Here is a 16,330-nt window from a genome sequence, read left to right on the forward strand (position 1 = left end):
CAGTGGAAAACCGGAAGTTTGATATGGGGTATCTTTTAGTTTTTATAGCTGATTTTTGGAAGATAACTTTTTTGGTTTATCTTTGCTCCACCAATAAGAATCTGATAAATGAGAAAGCCGCGCAACGTCACAGACTCCAATATGACATTTGATAATATCTATTCAGAGTATTATCAACGTTGCTTCCTATTTGCCAAATCCTATCTCCATGATGAAATGCTTTCGAAAGATATAGCTTCTGAGGCGATGATTACTTTATGGACTACGATGAAGACGGAAGAAGTGGATAATGTCCGTGCTTTCTTGATGACCGTAGTAAAGAACCAGTCGTTGAATCATCTGCGGAATGAGCACTTGCGGATGGAAGCTCGTGAGAATATCCTGAATGACGAACTTTATGAGCTTGACTTCCGCATCTCTTCTTTGGACGCCTGCAATCCGACGGATATTTTCTCGGAAGAGATTAACCGGATTGTCAACCGGACATTGGATACATTGCCGCTACAAACCCGGAATGTTTTCAGAATGAGCCGCTATGAGAACAAATCTATAAAAGAAATAGCCGATACGTTGAATATCAGCGTCAAAGGTGTCGATTATCATATCGGTAAGGCTCTGAAAGCCTTGCGTGTTAATCTGAAAGATTATCTTTATCTCTTCTTCATTTAATAAAGTACTGCTTTATTCCCAATCTATTAATAGATAACTTCTTTTGTATTAAGTCTAAACTTGTATTTCATTAGTTGCAAACTTCTTTTTGATTACCTTCAAACTATAAACGCAAGTTCTGTTTTTATAAATGCAATCTTTGATTATAAAAATGCAACCTTTGTCTTTATAATCAAAGATTGCATTTATAGTTTGTAATTAGGCAAATGCAACTTTACTCTTAGATAAGAGGAAGTTTATACCTAATAGACAGTGACTTTTCTATTAATAGATAAGGAGTGAAGAAGTACTGTCCTAAGCATTAATAACCTGTTGATTGAAGAAAAACTCACTTTTTCATCTTTTCGACTAGTGAGCTTCTTTTCTGGTGTGTCTATTATGTACAAGGCGGATAAATGCTTTGGATAATAGAACGCTATATGGACATAAAACTACTTAATAAATATATTGCCGGTGACGTACTTCCCGAAGAAAAGAAGGAAGTGATACGCTGGATGAAGGAGAGCGAAGAACATCGTGAACAACTGATGCAGTTACATCGCATTTATAACGCAACTCTTTGGAACGGAAACGTTGACGGACAGAATACGAAGAATACGGAAAAGAAGAAGCTTGTAATGAGATATCTCTGGACGTCAATGAAGATAGCCGCGGTAGTTGCTATGCTCGCTTTTATCATCCATAAGGAATATCAGGACTACCGGTTGGAACATTCTACCGCTGTGCAGACAGTGACCGTTCCGGCGGGACAGCGTGCCAATCTGATATTGGCTGACGGGACAACAGTTTGGTTGAACTCCAACTCCACATTGAAATACCCCGCCAACGGCTTCCACTCTACAAACAGAAAGGTGACTTTGGAAGGAGAAGGATACTTTGAAGTGGCGCACGACGAGAAACACCCTTTCATTGTTGAAACGGAGAAATATGATATCCGGGTATTGGGAACCACCTTCAACGTATCCGCTTATCCGAATTCCGGCATGTTCGAAACGTCTCTGATAGAAGGAAAAGTAACCGTCTACCAGCCGGATACGCAAAACGAAATAGTGCTGAAACCGCATGAGAAAGTAGAAGCGAGAGACGGTAAACTTTATAAAGAGACATTCACTTCGGACAACGACTTCCTCTGGCGGATGGGAATCTATTCCTTTAAGAATGAACCTTTGGCAACGGTATTCAAGAAATTGGAGCAATATTATGAAGTGCAGATTATCAACAATAATCAAGAGATAGCTTCCCGTCCGTGTACAGGTAAGTTCCGGCAGAAAGAAGGTATCGAACACGTGATGAAGGTATTACAGAAGTACGTTAAATTTAACTATATACAGGATGATGAGAAGAATCAGATTATCATCTATTAATAAAGAAGTATGAACCCTAAAATGAAAAACATGAAAACAAGAGCACCTGTCTGTTTAGAACGAAAATATCGGTAAATGCTGCAACATTTACCGATATGTGAGAAGTCAATAAAAAAGACTCGACTTTCATTCCAAATCTTTATGTATTAACTTAATAACTCTAGGCAAAGATATGAAAAATAATCTTTGGTATGGGCGTATTGTCCATAGAAAAACACACTGTACTCAAATTTTAAGAATTATGAGGTTAACTGTCTTTTTCCTGTTATTCATCATTTTTGAGACGTATGCCCTGAACGGCTATTCTCAGAATCAAAAAGTTACGATGAATAAAGGAACCGCAACATTCGCCGAAATCATTAGGCAGATTGAAAAACAAACAGACTATTTGTTTATCTATAATGAACACGAGGTTAGTCTGAAACGGAAAGTGTCTATTTCCACTCAGAATGGGACAGTGGCAAGTCTGCTGGTGGATGCGCTGAAGGGTACGGAGTTCTCCTATACAATGGAAGGAAAACACATCATCCTTACGAAAAAACAAGTTGAAGCACTAAGTCCTGTGCAACACAAGAAAAGAATAACCGGTCTGGTGAAGGAATATTCGGGCGAAGCCATCGTAGGATGCAATGTGTCGGTTAAGGGTACTACCATCGGCACAATCACCGATATAAATGGTAAGTATAGCCTTGAAGTTCCCGATAATGCTACCTTGGTCTTTTCATTCCTCGGATATAAGAGTATGGAATATCCGGTGAAAGCACAGCAGACTATCAATGTGACCTTGGGCGAAGATTCAAAAGCACTTAATGAAGTGGTGGTTGTAGGATATGGTACACAACGCAAGGCGTTGGTGACTAATGCAATCAGTTCTTTTAAGCCCAGCGAATCGAATATGCGTCCGGTGTTGACTCCGAGTGAATTACTACAAGGACGAGTGGCGGGTGTTACGGTATCGACCGGCTCCGGCAATTTGGGAAGTTCCGAACGAATGAGTATCCGCGGTGCGGCCTCTTTGAGTGCCAGCAACGAACCTCTGTACGTGGTGGACGGAATTCCCATCCTTAACAGTAACGCTTCCTTATTCAATATGGGGGAAGATTTGAGTTCGATGGCAGTGTTGAATCTGACGGACATCGAATCTATTGAAGTATTGAAAGATGCCGCTTCGGCAGCTATCTACGGTTCGCGGGCAACGAATGGCGTGGTGGTGATTACAACCAAATCCGGTAAGGAAGGCCGTTCGGATATTCGTTTGAATGTCAGTACGGGAATCTCCAAATTTGCCAATAAAGGACGCATCAAATATGCGGATTCCGACTTGTATGTGGAAACCTACAACGACGGAGTCGAACGTTATAATCGTCAGAATGGCTATACCGTAGGTTCGGCGGGATATGTAGTACCTATCTCCAACCCATTCCAGGGAATGCCCGATACGGATTGGCTGGATTTGATTACTCAAGTGGGACATTCTTACAATGTAGACCTCTCCTTTTCCGGTGGAAGCAAAAAAACTAAATTCTATGTCGGAGCCAATTACAATTATCAGGAAGGTATTATTAAGACTAATGATATAACCAAAATTAATCTGAAAGCGAAGATTAGCCATGAAATGGCTTCGTGGTTGGAAGTCGGTGCTAATGTTAGCGGTAATTATCTGAAAAACAACCGTGTTCCGGGAGCCAATATCGGTTCTACCATCGTAGCCCGTGCCGTTGAACAGCGTCCTTTCGACCGCCCTTACAAGCCGAACGGAGACTATTATTTAGGTGGAACTGATGAACTGGCACGTCATAACCCGCTTCAGATTCTGAATGAAGAAGTATCCTATATTGATACCTACCGTTATTTAGGAACGTTCAATGCCGACTTAAAATATAAGAAGTTCAGTCTGAAGAACTCTGTCAGCACCGACATCGGATATACATATGACTATGTGTACTACAATGAGAATCATCCTTATGGAGCAGGCGGCGGACGTATTGTGGAGTATAACCGCTTGGTGAAGAACTTATTGATAGAGAATGTATTCAACTATAATGATAAGTTCGGTGATTTTGAAGCGGGTTTGATGCTAGGACATTCTTTCCAGAAGATGTCCACCCGTACATCTTCCATCGACGGACGCGGTTTTCCGTCTCCGGTATTCGATACGGTCGGCACGGCTTCCGAAATCTATAACGCTTCGGGCGGCATCTCCGAGTTTGCCATGGAGTCCTACTTCGGACGTATCAACCTGTCTTATTTAGACCGTTACATTCTGAATGTGACCATGCGTTCGGACGGTTCATCCCGTTTTGCCCCTTCCGACCGTTACGGATATTTCCCCTCTGTCTCTTTAGGTTGGAATGTTTCGAAAGAATCTTTCTGGAAATTCCCTCAGACAGACTTGAAGTTCCGCCTGAGTTATGGTAAGACCGGAAATCAAGATGGAATCGGCAATTATGCTTGGCAACCGTTAATGTCCGGCGGTATCAACTACGGCAATAATAGCGGTATGGCTGTCACCAGCATGGGAAACAACAAACTGACATGGGAAACTGCCGACCAGTATGACTTCGGCTTCGACCTGGGCTTCTGGAACGGCAAACTGAATATGATAGCCGATATTTATCTGAAGAATACGAACAACCTGCTTTATTCAATGCCCTTGCATGGAACAAGCGGTTTCACCAGTATCATCAGCAATATCGGCTCGATGCGGAACTATGGTGTGGAGTTTTCCATCAACGGACATCTGAATATAGGGAAAGTCAACTGGACTTCCTCTTTCAACATCTCCCACAACAAAAACAAATTGACTAAACTGCTGGGAGACGACTTACTTCCGATAGGTGCTAACCGCGCCTTGAAAGTAGGTGAGGAACTGGGAGCTTTCTACCTGTTCCAGATGGACGGGCTCTACCAATATGACGGTGAAGTGCCGCAACCGTTGTACGACCTGGGTGTACGTGCCGGTGACGTGAAATATCATGACGCAGATAATAATGGCATTATCAATGACAACGACCGTGTATTGACCGGTTCTTCCAATCCCGATTTCTTCGGCGGATGGAACAATACTTTCAAATACAAAGGTTTCCAGTTGGATGTGTTCTTTACGTATATGTACGGAAATGATGTGTATGCCGAATGGGCGGTGACCGCTACCCGTCCCGGATACCGCATGGCTATTACGGAAGATGTTGCCAAGAATCGTTGGACGGCTCCGGGAAGTTCTGATAAATATCCGCGTGCGGTCAATACGCTGTGTGGGCATAACAGCAAGAACTCCACCCGTTTCCTTGAAGACGGCTCTTTCATCCGCTTGCGTTCTCTTACATTCAGTTATACATTCCCGCAAGTAATGTTACAAAAGATTCGATTGAAAGGTCTGCGTCTCTATGTGCAAGGGGATAACCTGTTGCTGTTCTCCAAATACTCCGGCTGGGACCCTGAAGTGAGTAAGAACATGGACCCGCAGTACTTTGGCGTCGATTTGTATGGAGTCCCGCCTTCCCGTTCGGTCAATTTCGGAATAAACCTTAGTTTCTAATCATAAACGCTCACAATGATGAAAAAGATTATTACTATATTTCTGGGATGCCTGTTGCTGGCTTCATGCAGTGGCATGCTTGATATCGAATCCCACTCCGCCGTATCGCCGGGAAGTGTGACGCCCAAAGACTTATCGGCTTTACGCATGGGAATGTACAATAAGGTACAGAACTCTCCGGCGCGTGAGTCATATATTACATTCGATATATTGGGCGGAGACTTGACTCAAAGTACAGGGAATGCACGGGACTTGATAAACTCTGTACTTTCCTCACTGAATTCAATCGTAGCCAACAGTTGGAACGGCTATTACAATGCTTTATATCAAGTGAATAATGTTATCTCCATCGTAGAAGACCTTCCTGAATCCGACCTGCGGAATCTGATTATCGGAGAAGCGCATTATTTCAGGGCATATATCTATCATTCACTGGTGACACGCTGGGGTGGTGTGCCTATCCAAAGAGTGAATACGATGGACAAGCCTTTCCGTGATTCGGAAGAAGCGGTGTGGGCATTTATTGAGGAAGAACTCGAAACAGCCCTTGCTTTTCTGGGGACTTCTTCCAGTTGTTACTATGTATCCCGCGATGCCGCCCTTGCACTGAAAGCCCGTGTGATGCTCGAACGTGGTAAAAAGACGGAAGCGGCTGCACTGGCGGAAGGTCTGATAAAGGATGGAAAATACAAACTGGATAGCTTCGACAAGATATTCCGTGGAAAGACCAATACGGAAGTTATCTTTTCCTTCCAATGTCTGGCGGAAGAATCGAATATCACCATTTCCACCTTATTCTATACATATGCTCATCCCAATCACGGCAGCTATGTGTATCGTCCCACGAACGACGTGATGAATATGTATGACGACAAGGATAAACGGAAAGAAGTTTCCATTATCAATGTAGGTGCCGAACCTTGTATCAATAAATATCCGAGCGGACAAACCGGTACTGACCCGGTGGTGATGAGCCGTCTGGCTGAAATGTACCTGATAAGTGCGGAAGCGCAAGGACTCTCCAAAGGTCTGGGACGGCTGAACGACTTGCGGAAAGAACGCGGGCTGGATGCCGTAAATCCGAAGGATGAAGACGAATTTATAGAATATATCCTGGACGAACGCCGGAAAGAACTGCTTGCCGAAGGTTTCAGATATTATGACCTCATACGTACGAATAAGGCAAAGACAATGCTCGGACTGAAAGATTATCAGTTGGTATTGCCTATACCGGGCAAGGAAATGATTTCGAATCCGAACCTGGAGCCGAATCCCGGATATTGATAATGATTGTATTTATACTTATTAAAGAGACAAAATGATGAAAAAACTGATATATGATTCCGCTCTTCTTCTTTTGGGTTGTCTGCTATGGACGGGATGCAATAATGATGAAGACCTGACCGTCTATTCCACCGAGGGCGCGAAAACGGAGTTGGGACAGAAGATAATTGCCGGAAGTGACGGATACGTCGGACAATATTTCTCGGACACTACTTACATGTTGGCTCCGGGTGTAAAGGCTTTGGAGATGGAAATCCTTTCTGCCACAGGTATAGCGGTAAAGATGTTTGTCCTGGAAGTCGATTTGAAAGACACGCACCTGACGATGAAGGCTTCGTCTCCCAAAGACGAAGGTAAGCTCAAGACGAAACAACAAATGACGTTGCAGGCATTGGCACACGACAAACAGGGCAGCCGTGTTCTGGCTGCCGTGAATGGTGATTTCTTTGCTACGGACGGAACACCGCAAGGCATTTACTACCGGAACGGGGTATGTCTGAAGAATACGATGACCGATAATGTATGTACTTTCTTTGCCGTCACGAAGGGTAAGAAGGCGGTGATTGGCTCGTATGACGAATATGATACTTATAAGGATGAGATTCAGGAAGCGGTGGGCGGTCGCGTGCGTTTGATGACGAACGGGAATGTGCTTCCTCAGACATCGACGGCGCTGGAACCCCGGACGGCTATCGGCGTGACGGACAATAATGTCGTTTATATTTTGGTTGCCGACGGACGTAACTTTTGGTACTCCAATGGCATGAGGTATGCTGAAATGGGAGTTGTCATGAAAGCATTGGGAGCGAAGGATGCTATCAATCTGGATGGCGGCGGTTCGTCTACGTTCATTATCCGCTCGAAGGCGGGATTTGAAGAGAACCGTTTTGCTATCCGCAATTGGCCTTATGATAATGGCGGTGTCGAAAGAGCGGTTGCCAACGGGCTGTTGGTGGTGACTGATAATTAATAGTTTGAATCTTAATAGTTGAATCATTATGATACGAAATAATAGAATGTATAGTTGCCGGCAAGGTCTATGGGGAATCATCTGTTGCCTGTCCTTGCTGATGGGTATGGCAAGCTGTCAGGACTTTACGGATGATACGGGACGCACAATGCCCGAACCGGATTTGAAGTTTGTGGACGGAACGCTGAATCTTCCGTTGGAAGAAAAGGAATATACGGTGGATATCGAATCCAATCTGCCTTGGCGTGTGAAGACTTCCGCCACTTGGATTGACTTGCTTTCATCGAACGGGATGGGTACGGGAAGTTTCAGAATATCGGTATCCAAGAATGCGAATGTAGCTCCCCGCGAAGCGGAAATTGCAGGCTGGATTATCGAAGGTGCCGAAACAAAGCTGAGAGTGGTACAGGAAGGAGTGGGTATCGCTTTAAAGAAACGTGCGGTGAAAGTAGGAGCGGAAGGTAGTGCGGAAGAGGTGATACCTTTTTCGACAATGGTTACTTACACATACGAACTGTCCGAAGGATGCGACTGGATACACGTTACCGACGGGGCGGCAATTACTCCGGGCGTCATCAATGATTCGGAACTGAAATTGGTGATTGACCCTTATATGGATATAGACGAGGGACGTACCGCCTCATTGTACTTGAAAGGTTCGAATGGGATTACCGACGTACTGACGATAACGCAGGATAAGAAACCCTTGGGGGACATTGATTATCTGCGAATGTTTTACGAAAGTGCGAACGGAGATAATTGGACGAAGAAATGGAACTTTGACGCTCCACTGGAAACTAACCCGACAAACTGGTTCGGATTGAAGTTTGAGAATAAGAGGGTGGTTGAGATTGATATTCAGTCCCCGAATAATATCGAAGGAGATATTATCCCCTTATGCAACTTGTCGGAACTGAGAAGCATAAAGTTCAAACATCAGAAGTTAGCAGGTATTCCCGAGGAAATAGGACAACTGTCCCAGTTGACCACTTTATGGATAATAGAATCTGCTGCAAGCGGAAACTTGCCGGAATCTTTGGGAGAATGTGAATTATTGACTAGCTTTAACATCTCAAATCATCCAACTTCCACTCCGGCCGGATTTAACAACACGTTTACCGGCAATCTGGATATGTTGATAAATATCCCCGGTATGGTGACAATAAAGGCATATTGTAATAATTTGAGCGGGCCGCTTCCGGTTATTCCGTTAGACGGAAACAATAAACCGACCACTTGGAAGAGCCTGAAAGAGTTTATGATTTATACCAACGGATTCAGTGGAAGTATCCCTTACGGATATGGAACGGTAATCGAGAAGAGTGGTTCGAGTGGTATATTCAGAGTGAATGATAATCAGTTGAGTGGACAGATACCTGCGGATATCAAGGCATGGTCGCAATATGCAACCCGGAAAGCTGCGTGGATATTGCAAGGGAATAGTCTTACTGAATAAGATAACTTGATGAATTTATTAACTTAACACATTTATCTGTCTATTTACAATGAGAAAATACTTCGTTATCCTTGTCTTAGCTCTCTGTTCCGTCGGAACATTGAAAGGGCAGACCGCATCAGATTCTTTGGCAATCGTTTCCGTACAATGGGAGATAATACATGCTCAAAAGGGAATTATCCACAAGAGTGCGTCTATACCTCAGCTTTATCAGTGCCCCCAAGTTATCAACCTGATAGAGATTGACCCCGGCAAAGGGATGAAAGCGGGCATTGCCCTATCGGACGGTATGAAAAAGACAAGCCGGATAGCTTCCGAACATCATGCGCTTGCGGCAATCAATGGTTCTTATTTTGATATGAAGCATGGGAATTCTGTCTGTTTCCTGAAAACAGACAGGCAAGTGATTGATACGACAACGATAAACGAGTTTAAACTACGTGTCACGGGAGCCGTTTACGAACGGAAGGGAAAGATGAAGCTGATTCCCTGGAACAGACAGATAGAAAAAAAATATAAGCGAAAGATGGGTACAATATTGGCATCCGGACCGTTATTATTAAAGGACGGTCGGGTATGCGACTGGAGCTTGTGTGGAAGGGACTTTGTCCGGACCAAGCATCCCCGTAGTGCTGTTTGCATGACGAAGGACGGAAAAATACTGCTTGTCACGGTGAACGGACGTTTCCCGGGGCGTGCCGAAGGGGTGAATATCCCCGAACTGGCACACTTGCTTCGGATATTAGGCGGTAAGGATGCGTTGAATCTGGACGGTGGCGGTTCCACAACATTATGGCTGTCGGGAGCACCAGATAATGGCGTTGTCAATTATCCTTGTGATAATAAACGTTTCGACCACGCCGGAGAACGCGGAGTGCCCAACATCATTTATGTTTATGAATAACCTTATTGTTTATCAGCTATCGCACGGCTTGAAGCTGCGAATAAAATGGAAAATGAAATGAAGAAACTTTTAAGATTGTCCCTGTTGGGGCTATTATTATTGTGCAGTGTCGTTGTAAACGGAGCACAAGTCCCCAAATATATCTTCTTGTTTATTGGTGACGGCATGGGATTCAACCATGTGGAAGCAACTCAAATTTATGCGGAGAAAGTAGGAACAGATACGGGCGAACGCTCACTGTTATTCCCCACTTTCCCTGTGATGACTCAGGTATGCACACGCTCGGCTTCTCACCTGATAACTTGTTCATCCGCCGCGGCTACCGCTTTGGCTACCGGAGAAAAAACGACGAACTATGTAATCGGAATGGATGCGGAAAAGAATCACGGGTTAAAATCCCTGGCACGCCAACTGAAAGATAAAGGTTATAAAATAGGAATAATCACTTCTGCCTCTATCGACCACGCTACCCCCGGTGGATTCTATGCTTCACAGCCCGACCGCTCTATGTATTACGAAATAGGAGTGGATGCTGCCAATTCCGGTTTCGATTTTTTCGGTGGGGCGGGATTGCTCGAACCTCGCAGCAAGCGGAACCTTTCGGCGCCTTGCCTTTACGACTTGTTCAATCAGAAAGGCTATACGATGTTTCGTGGAATGGACGCTTATAACCGTGCTACTGCAAAGGATAAAATTCTCCTTTTCCCAACCGACACAGTGAGCAAAAGCCTGAAATATGCGATGGACCGTTCCGCCAAAGACTTGAGTTTGCCTGACTTGACAAAAGCCTGCCTTGCTAATTTTCAGGAAACTGCGAAGAAGGGTTTCTTTATGATGGTAGAAGGCGGAAAAATAGATTGGGCGGCCCATGCCCACGACGGTGGCGCTGTTGTGAAGGAAACCATTGATTTCGACCAATGTATCCGCTTGGCTTATGATTTCTACAAAAAGCATCCGAACGAGACATTGATATTAGTGACTGCCGACCACGAAACGGGCGGTCTTGGACTGGGCAACTCCGATATGAACCTGAATATTGACTTGCTCCAATACCAGAAGTGTTCACAAGAAGTCTTGACTGCTGCTATGCGTGAAATGAAAAGCGGAAAGATGATTCCTTCGTGGGAAGACATGAAAGCGTTTCTGAAAAAGAACCTGGGCTTTTGGGAGCAAATTAAGATTACCCCGCGTGAAGAACTTGAATTATTGGTTTGCTACGAAGAGTCTTTCTTGAAGAAGAAGTCGAAAGATGTGGTCAGCCTTTACGCGAAAGATGAACCTTTAGCGGTGGCTGCTATTGCCTTGTTGGATAAGAAGGCGTCATTGGGATGGACAACTAAAACTCATACGGGAGCGCCTGTGCCATTGTATGCAATAGGAAAGCAAGCTGTTCTTTATTCGGGCAGGAGAGACAATACAGATATGGCTAATGTTTTGCGGAAGTTATTTAACAGTAAGCAGTAGGTTGCTTTATGGCTTTGGCAGAGAATAATTAACCTAATATAAAAAATAGAGCCAGCGATTCCATAGGGAGAGTTGGCTTTATTTTATTCATTATTTCTCTGCTTTCTGCAAATCCCGCCCTTCATACTTACATATCGCCTCTATCCATTCCTTAGTCAGTGGCATGGATTCATGTTTCTCCAGGTCGAAAGTCACCATGATAGACTTGCAGACACATTTAATCTCGTTTGTTTCCGTATCAATTACCCGTTGAATCAGATGAAAACTTTTAGTGCCTATCTTAGAGACAGCCGTCTGCACAGCAATATGGTCTGAAGCAAAAATCTGCTTTACGAAATCCGCTTCGATATGAACGACAACGATGCCAATCTTCTCCCAATCCACTCCCGGACATACTGAAGCGAAGTATTCAGTCTTTCCTAAATCGTAAAAAGAGAAATAAACAGTGTTGTTGACATGACCGAATTTGTCTACGTCATTGAAGCGCAACTGAATAGGCAGCGTGTGGTGAAATACGATTTCTTCCATTGTTTTCACTTAATCTTTTTGAATTCGGCGCAAAAATACTACTTTTGCGTGTTATTCTCAACAGAAATTAATCAAGAAATGATAGAAGATATTAAAAAAGCCTGTCAGGTGATGAATGAAGGAGGAGTGATTCTCTATCCTACCGATACCGTTTGGGGTATAGGCTGCGATGCGACTAACGAAGAGGCTGTACGCCGTGTATATGAGATTAAGAAACGTGCTGATAGCAAGGCTATGCTGGTACTGGTAGATACTTCTGTAAAAGTGGATTTTTATGTACAAGATGTGCCGGATGTGGCATGGGACTTGATTGAAGTTGCCGACAAGCCGTTGACGATAATCTATTCTGGGGCACGTAATTTGGCTCCGAATCTGTTGGCGGAAGACGGAAGCGTGGGCATACGCGTCACAAACGAGGAATTCTCAAGACGTCTTTGCCAGCAATTCCGCAAAGCGATTGTTTCTACATCGGCGAATGTGAGCGGGCAACCCGGTGCTGCCAATTTCAGCGAAATCAGTGATGAAATCAAATCGGCAGTAGATTATATCGTCGGCTTCCGTCAGGATGATATGAGCCGGCCGAAACCATCAAGTATTATTAAGTTGGACAAAGGTGGAGTGATTAAGATAATTCGCGAATAATGAAAGAGGAAAAACAGAGTTTATTACAGCGTTGCATCAAGTGGCGGGAAGCTAATATAAAGGAAAAGCAATTTATCCTGATATTAAGTTTCCTGGTCGGAATCTTCACAGCGTTTGCAGCTTTGATATTGAAGTTCTTTATCCATCAGATACAGAATTTCTTGACTGATAATTTTAATGTAACGGAAGCCAACTACCTGTATTTGGTATATCCGGTTGTCGGAATTTTCCTGGCGGGCTGGTTTGTGCGCAACATCGTTAAAGATGACATCAGTCATGGGGTCACCAAAATCTTGTATGCTATTTCCCGTCGGCAAGGTCGTATCAAGCGGCATAACATTTGGTCATCTACCATCGCCAGTGCGATAACCATCGGTTTTGGTGGTTCGGTAGGAGCAGAGGCACCGATTGTTCTGACGGGTTCGGCTATCGGTTCCAATTTGGGAAGCGTATTCAAGATGGAGCACCGAACGTTGATGTTGCTCGTCGGCTGTGGGGCGGCAGGTGCCATTGCCGGTATCTTTAAAGCACCGATTGCCGGACTGGTCTTTACATTGGAAGTGCTGATGATTGACTTGACCATGTCTTCTCTGCTTCCTTTGCTGATTTCGGCAGTGACAGCGGCTACCGTTTCGTACATTGTTACCGGTACGGAAGCCATGTTCAAGTTCCATCTCGACCAGGCGTTCGAATTGGAGCGTATTCCTTTCGTTATCCTGTTAGGTATCTTCTGCGGACTGATTTCTCTCTACTTCACACGCGCCATGAATTCAGTGGAAGGTGTTTTCGGAAAACTCAAGAACCCCTATAAGAAACTGGCTTTCGGTGGTGTGATGCTGAGCGTATTGATTTTCCTTTTCCCGCCTCTCTACGGTGAAGGATACGATACGATTAATCTTCTGCTGAACGGTACATCTGCCGCGGAGTGGGATACGGTCATGAACAACTCCATGTTCTATGGCTATGGCAACCTGCTGCTGGTATATCTGATGTTGATTATCCTGCTGAAAGTATTTGCGTCCAGCGCAACGAACGGTGGCGGTGGTTGTGGCGGTATCTTTGCTCCTTCGCTTTATCTGGGCTGTATTGCCGGATTTGTATTCTCACATTTCAGCAATGATTTTGCGTTCTCGGCTTATCTGCCCGAAAAGAATTTCGCTTTGATGGGAATGGCGGGAGTCATGAGTGGAGTCATGCATGCCCCATTGACAGGAGTGTTCCTGATTGCCGAACTGACAGGCGGATATGACCTGTTCCTTCCGTTGATGATTGTCTCTGTAAGTTCGTATCTGACGATTATCGCGTTCGAGCCTCATAGTATCTACTCCATGCGTCTGGCAAAGAGGGGACAACTGCTTACTCATCACAAAGATAAAGCAGTGCTGACATTGATGAAAATGGAGAATGTGGTGGAAAAGGACTTTGTTGCCGTGCATCCCGAAATGGACTTGGGCGAATTGGTAAAAGCCATCGCTGCTTCCCACCGAAACGTATTCCCTGTAACAGACAAGAAAACGGGTGAACTGTTGGGAATTGTCCTGCTTGACGATATCCGCAACATCATGTTCCGTCAGGAACTTTACCATCGTTTCACTGTTAACAAGTTAATGGTATCTGCTCCCGCCAAGATATTCAATACAGACGGGATGGAACAGGTAATGCAGACATTTGACGGCACCAAAGCCTGGAATCTTCCCGTAGTTGACGAGGAAGGACGCTATGAAGGCTTTGTCTCTAAATCGAAGATATTTAACTCATACCGGCAAGTACTGGTACATTTCTCGGAAGATTAGCCGACAAGGTGCCGGAGCCAGGTGTTTATGCAGATAATAAGGTGATTATGAAAAAAGAAGACTTAAGAATAGTATATATGGGTACTCCCGATTTTGCGGTGGAGGCCCTGCGACAGTTAGTAGAAGGTGGTTACAACGTTGTGGGTGTGATAACGATGCCCGATAAACCTGCCGGACGTGGACATAAAATACAGTATTCTCCTGTCAAGCAATACGCGCTCGAACAGAATTTGCCATTGCTTCAACCGGAAAAGTTGAAGGATGAGGCTTTTGTGGAAGCATTGCGCGAATGGAAAGCGGATTTGCAGATTGTAGTAGCCTTCCGTATGTTGCCGGAAGTGGTATGGAATATGCCGCGACTGGGCACTTTTAATCTTCATGCGTCTCTGCTTCCCCAATATCGCGGGGCTGCTCCCATCAACTGGGCAGTAATTAACGGTGATACGGAAACGGGTATTACTACTTTCTTCCTGAAACATGAGATAGATACCGGAGAAGTAATCCAGCAAGTCCGTGTGCCTATCGCGGATACGGATAATGTGGAAGTGGTGCATGATAAACTGATGCTGTTAGGCGGTAAATTGGTGGTTGAAACGGTAGATGCCATCTTGAACGATACGGTGAAACCGATACCCCAAGAAGAAATGACTGTTGTCGGTGAGCTTCGTCCCGCTCCGAAAATATTCAAGGATACCTGCCGGATTGACTGGAACCAACCGGTGAAGAAAGTCTATGATTTTATCCGCGGACTATCCCCTTATCCTGCTGCCTGGAGCGAACTCACTACTCCTGAAGGCGAAACTGTAGTCGTGAAAGTCTTTGAAACCGAGAAGATTATCGAATTTCACCAACTGCCCGTCGGAACGATTGTATCGGATGGAAAGAAATACATTAAGGTGGCTGCATCGGATGGATTTGTATCTATCCTTTCATTACAGTTCCCCGGCAAAAAACGTCTGAAAACGGATGAATTGCTTCGCGGATACCGTCTGGCAGATGGGTGTAAGATGAAGTGATAAAATAGAAGATTACTGTTTCTAACCTAAAATAAAAGAATTATGAAACCAATTATCGCTCCTTCCATTCTTTCCGCTGACTTCGGATATTTGGCGAAAGATATTGAAATGGTAAACCGCAGTGAAGCGGAATGGGTGCATATTGATATTATGGACGGAGTATTTGTCCCTAATATATCATTCGGCTTTCCGGTACTGAAATATGTTGCAAAGTTGAGCAAGAAACCGCTGGATGTGCATCTGATGATTGTAAACCCGGAGAAGTTTATTCCGGAAGTGAAAGCACTGGGCGCTCATACGATGAACGTGCATTATGAAGCTTGTCCGCACTTGCACCGCGTGATTCAGCAAATCAAGGAAGCCGGAATGCAACCTGCCGTGACAATCAATCCGGCAACTCCGGTAGCTTTGCTCCAGGATATTATCCAAGATGTATATATGGTGCTTGTCATGAGTGTTAATCCGGGATTCGGCGGACAGAAGTTCATAGAACATTCAGTAGAGAAAGTACGCGAATTGCGTGCCTTGATTGAACGGACAGGTTCGAAAGCCTTGATTGAAGTGGATGGGGGCGTAAATTTGGAAACAGGTGCCCGTCTCGTAGAGGCAGGAGCCGATGTCTTGGTGGCGGGCAATGCAGTCTTTGCAGCCCCGGATCCTGAAGGGATGGTTCGCCAACTGCATAACTTGTAGTTATAACGC

The 16,330-nt window shown here is 44.6% G+C and carries 13 protein-coding genes; 12 read left to right on the top strand and 1 reads right to left on the bottom strand.

The annotated features are described in order from the left end of the window. The first annotated feature begins 141 nt into the window (after positions 1-141). The 8 genes from CLIN57ABFB40_RS16555 (at position 142) to CLIN57ABFB40_RS16590 (ending at position 11,649) form a co-directional block, all read left to right on the top strand. The gene (locus tag CLIN57ABFB40_RS16555) at positions 142-669 is read left to right on the top strand and encodes an RNA polymerase sigma-70 factor (RefSeq protein ID WP_175631242.1); all 528 of its coding nucleotides are present in this window, start codon (positions 142-144) and stop codon (positions 667-669) included. A 419-nt stretch (positions 670-1,088) separates the two neighbouring features. Next, on the top strand, positions 1,089-2,033 hold the full coding sequence (locus CLIN57ABFB40_RS16560) for a FecR family protein (RefSeq protein ID WP_175631094.1): 945 nt from the start codon (positions 1,089-1,091) through the stop codon (positions 2,031-2,033). Positions 2,034-2,358: 325 nt separating this feature from the next. Then, positions 2,359-5,571 carry a TonB-dependent receptor gene (locus CLIN57ABFB40_RS16565; protein WP_175631243.1) on the top strand — a complete coding sequence of 1,071 codons (3,213 nt, stop codon included), beginning with the start codon at positions 2,359-2,361 and terminating at the stop codon, positions 5,569-5,571. A gap of 15 nt (positions 5,572-5,586) precedes the next feature. Continuing rightward, positions 5,587-6,855: a RagB/SusD family nutrient uptake outer membrane protein gene (locus CLIN57ABFB40_RS16570; RefSeq protein WP_004314613.1), complete on the top strand. Its 1,269-nt coding sequence runs from the start codon at positions 5,587-5,589 to the stop codon at positions 6,853-6,855. A gap of 37 nt (positions 6,856-6,892) precedes the next feature. Then, the gene (locus tag CLIN57ABFB40_RS16575) at positions 6,893-7,825 is read left to right on the top strand and encodes a phosphodiester glycosidase family protein (protein WP_254871797.1); all 933 of its coding nucleotides are present in this window, start codon (positions 6,893-6,895) and stop codon (positions 7,823-7,825) included. A 28-nt stretch (positions 7,826-7,853) separates the two neighbouring features. Then, positions 7,854-9,281: a BACON domain-containing protein gene (locus tag CLIN57ABFB40_RS16580; protein WP_175631096.1), complete on the top strand. Its 1,428-nt coding sequence runs from the start codon at positions 7,854-7,856 to the stop codon at positions 9,279-9,281. A 49-nt stretch (positions 9,282-9,330) separates the two neighbouring features. Then, positions 9,331-10,185, top strand: coding sequence for a phosphodiester glycosidase family protein (locus tag CLIN57ABFB40_RS16585; RefSeq protein ID WP_175631097.1), 855 nt, complete (start codon positions 9,331-9,333; stop codon positions 10,183-10,185). Positions 10,186-10,242: 57 nt separating this feature from the next. Then, entirely contained in the window at positions 10,243-11,649 is a 1,407-nt protein-coding gene (locus CLIN57ABFB40_RS16590; RefSeq protein WP_175631098.1) for an alkaline phosphatase, read from the top strand. A 90-nt stretch (positions 11,650-11,739) separates the two neighbouring features. Here CLIN57ABFB40_RS16590 and CLIN57ABFB40_RS16595 read toward each other — a convergent pair whose 3' ends face one another. Then, the gene (locus CLIN57ABFB40_RS16595) at positions 11,740-12,177 is read right to left on the bottom strand and encodes an acyl-CoA thioesterase (RefSeq protein ID WP_175631099.1); all 438 of its coding nucleotides are present in this window, start codon (positions 12,175-12,177) and stop codon (positions 11,740-11,742) included. Between the two features lie 78 nt (positions 12,178-12,255). Between CLIN57ABFB40_RS16595 and CLIN57ABFB40_RS16600 the strand changes: the two genes are divergently transcribed. Genes CLIN57ABFB40_RS16600 through rpe form a run of 4 tightly spaced genes read left to right on the top strand, consistent with a single transcriptional unit; the run spans position 12,256 to position 16,321 of the window. Further along, on the top strand, positions 12,256-12,819 hold the full coding sequence (locus CLIN57ABFB40_RS16600) for an L-threonylcarbamoyladenylate synthase (RefSeq protein WP_175631100.1): 564 nt from the start codon (positions 12,256-12,258) through the stop codon (positions 12,817-12,819). Then, positions 12,819-14,612, top strand: a complete 1,794-nt coding sequence (locus CLIN57ABFB40_RS16605) for a chloride channel protein (RefSeq protein WP_175631101.1) — start codon at positions 12,819-12,821, stop codon at positions 14,610-14,612. The genes CLIN57ABFB40_RS16600 and CLIN57ABFB40_RS16605 overlap by 1 nt, the downstream gene beginning before the upstream one ends. 47 nt (positions 14,613-14,659) lie before the next feature. After that, positions 14,660-15,628, top strand: coding sequence for a methionyl-tRNA formyltransferase (fmt, locus tag CLIN57ABFB40_RS16610; RefSeq protein WP_175631102.1), 969 nt, complete (start codon positions 14,660-14,662; stop codon positions 15,626-15,628). Positions 15,629-15,670: 42 nt separating this feature from the next. Beyond that, complete coding sequence (gene rpe / locus CLIN57ABFB40_RS16615; protein WP_175631103.1) at positions 15,671-16,321, top strand: ribulose-phosphate 3-epimerase; 651 nt, start codon at positions 15,671-15,673, stop codon at positions 16,319-16,321. The last annotated feature ends 9 nt before the right edge of the window (positions 16,322-16,330 follow it).

The organism is Bacteroides acidifaciens, from assembly GCF_903181435.1.
Lineage (GTDB): Bacteria > Bacteroidota > Bacteroidia > Bacteroidales > Bacteroidaceae > Bacteroides.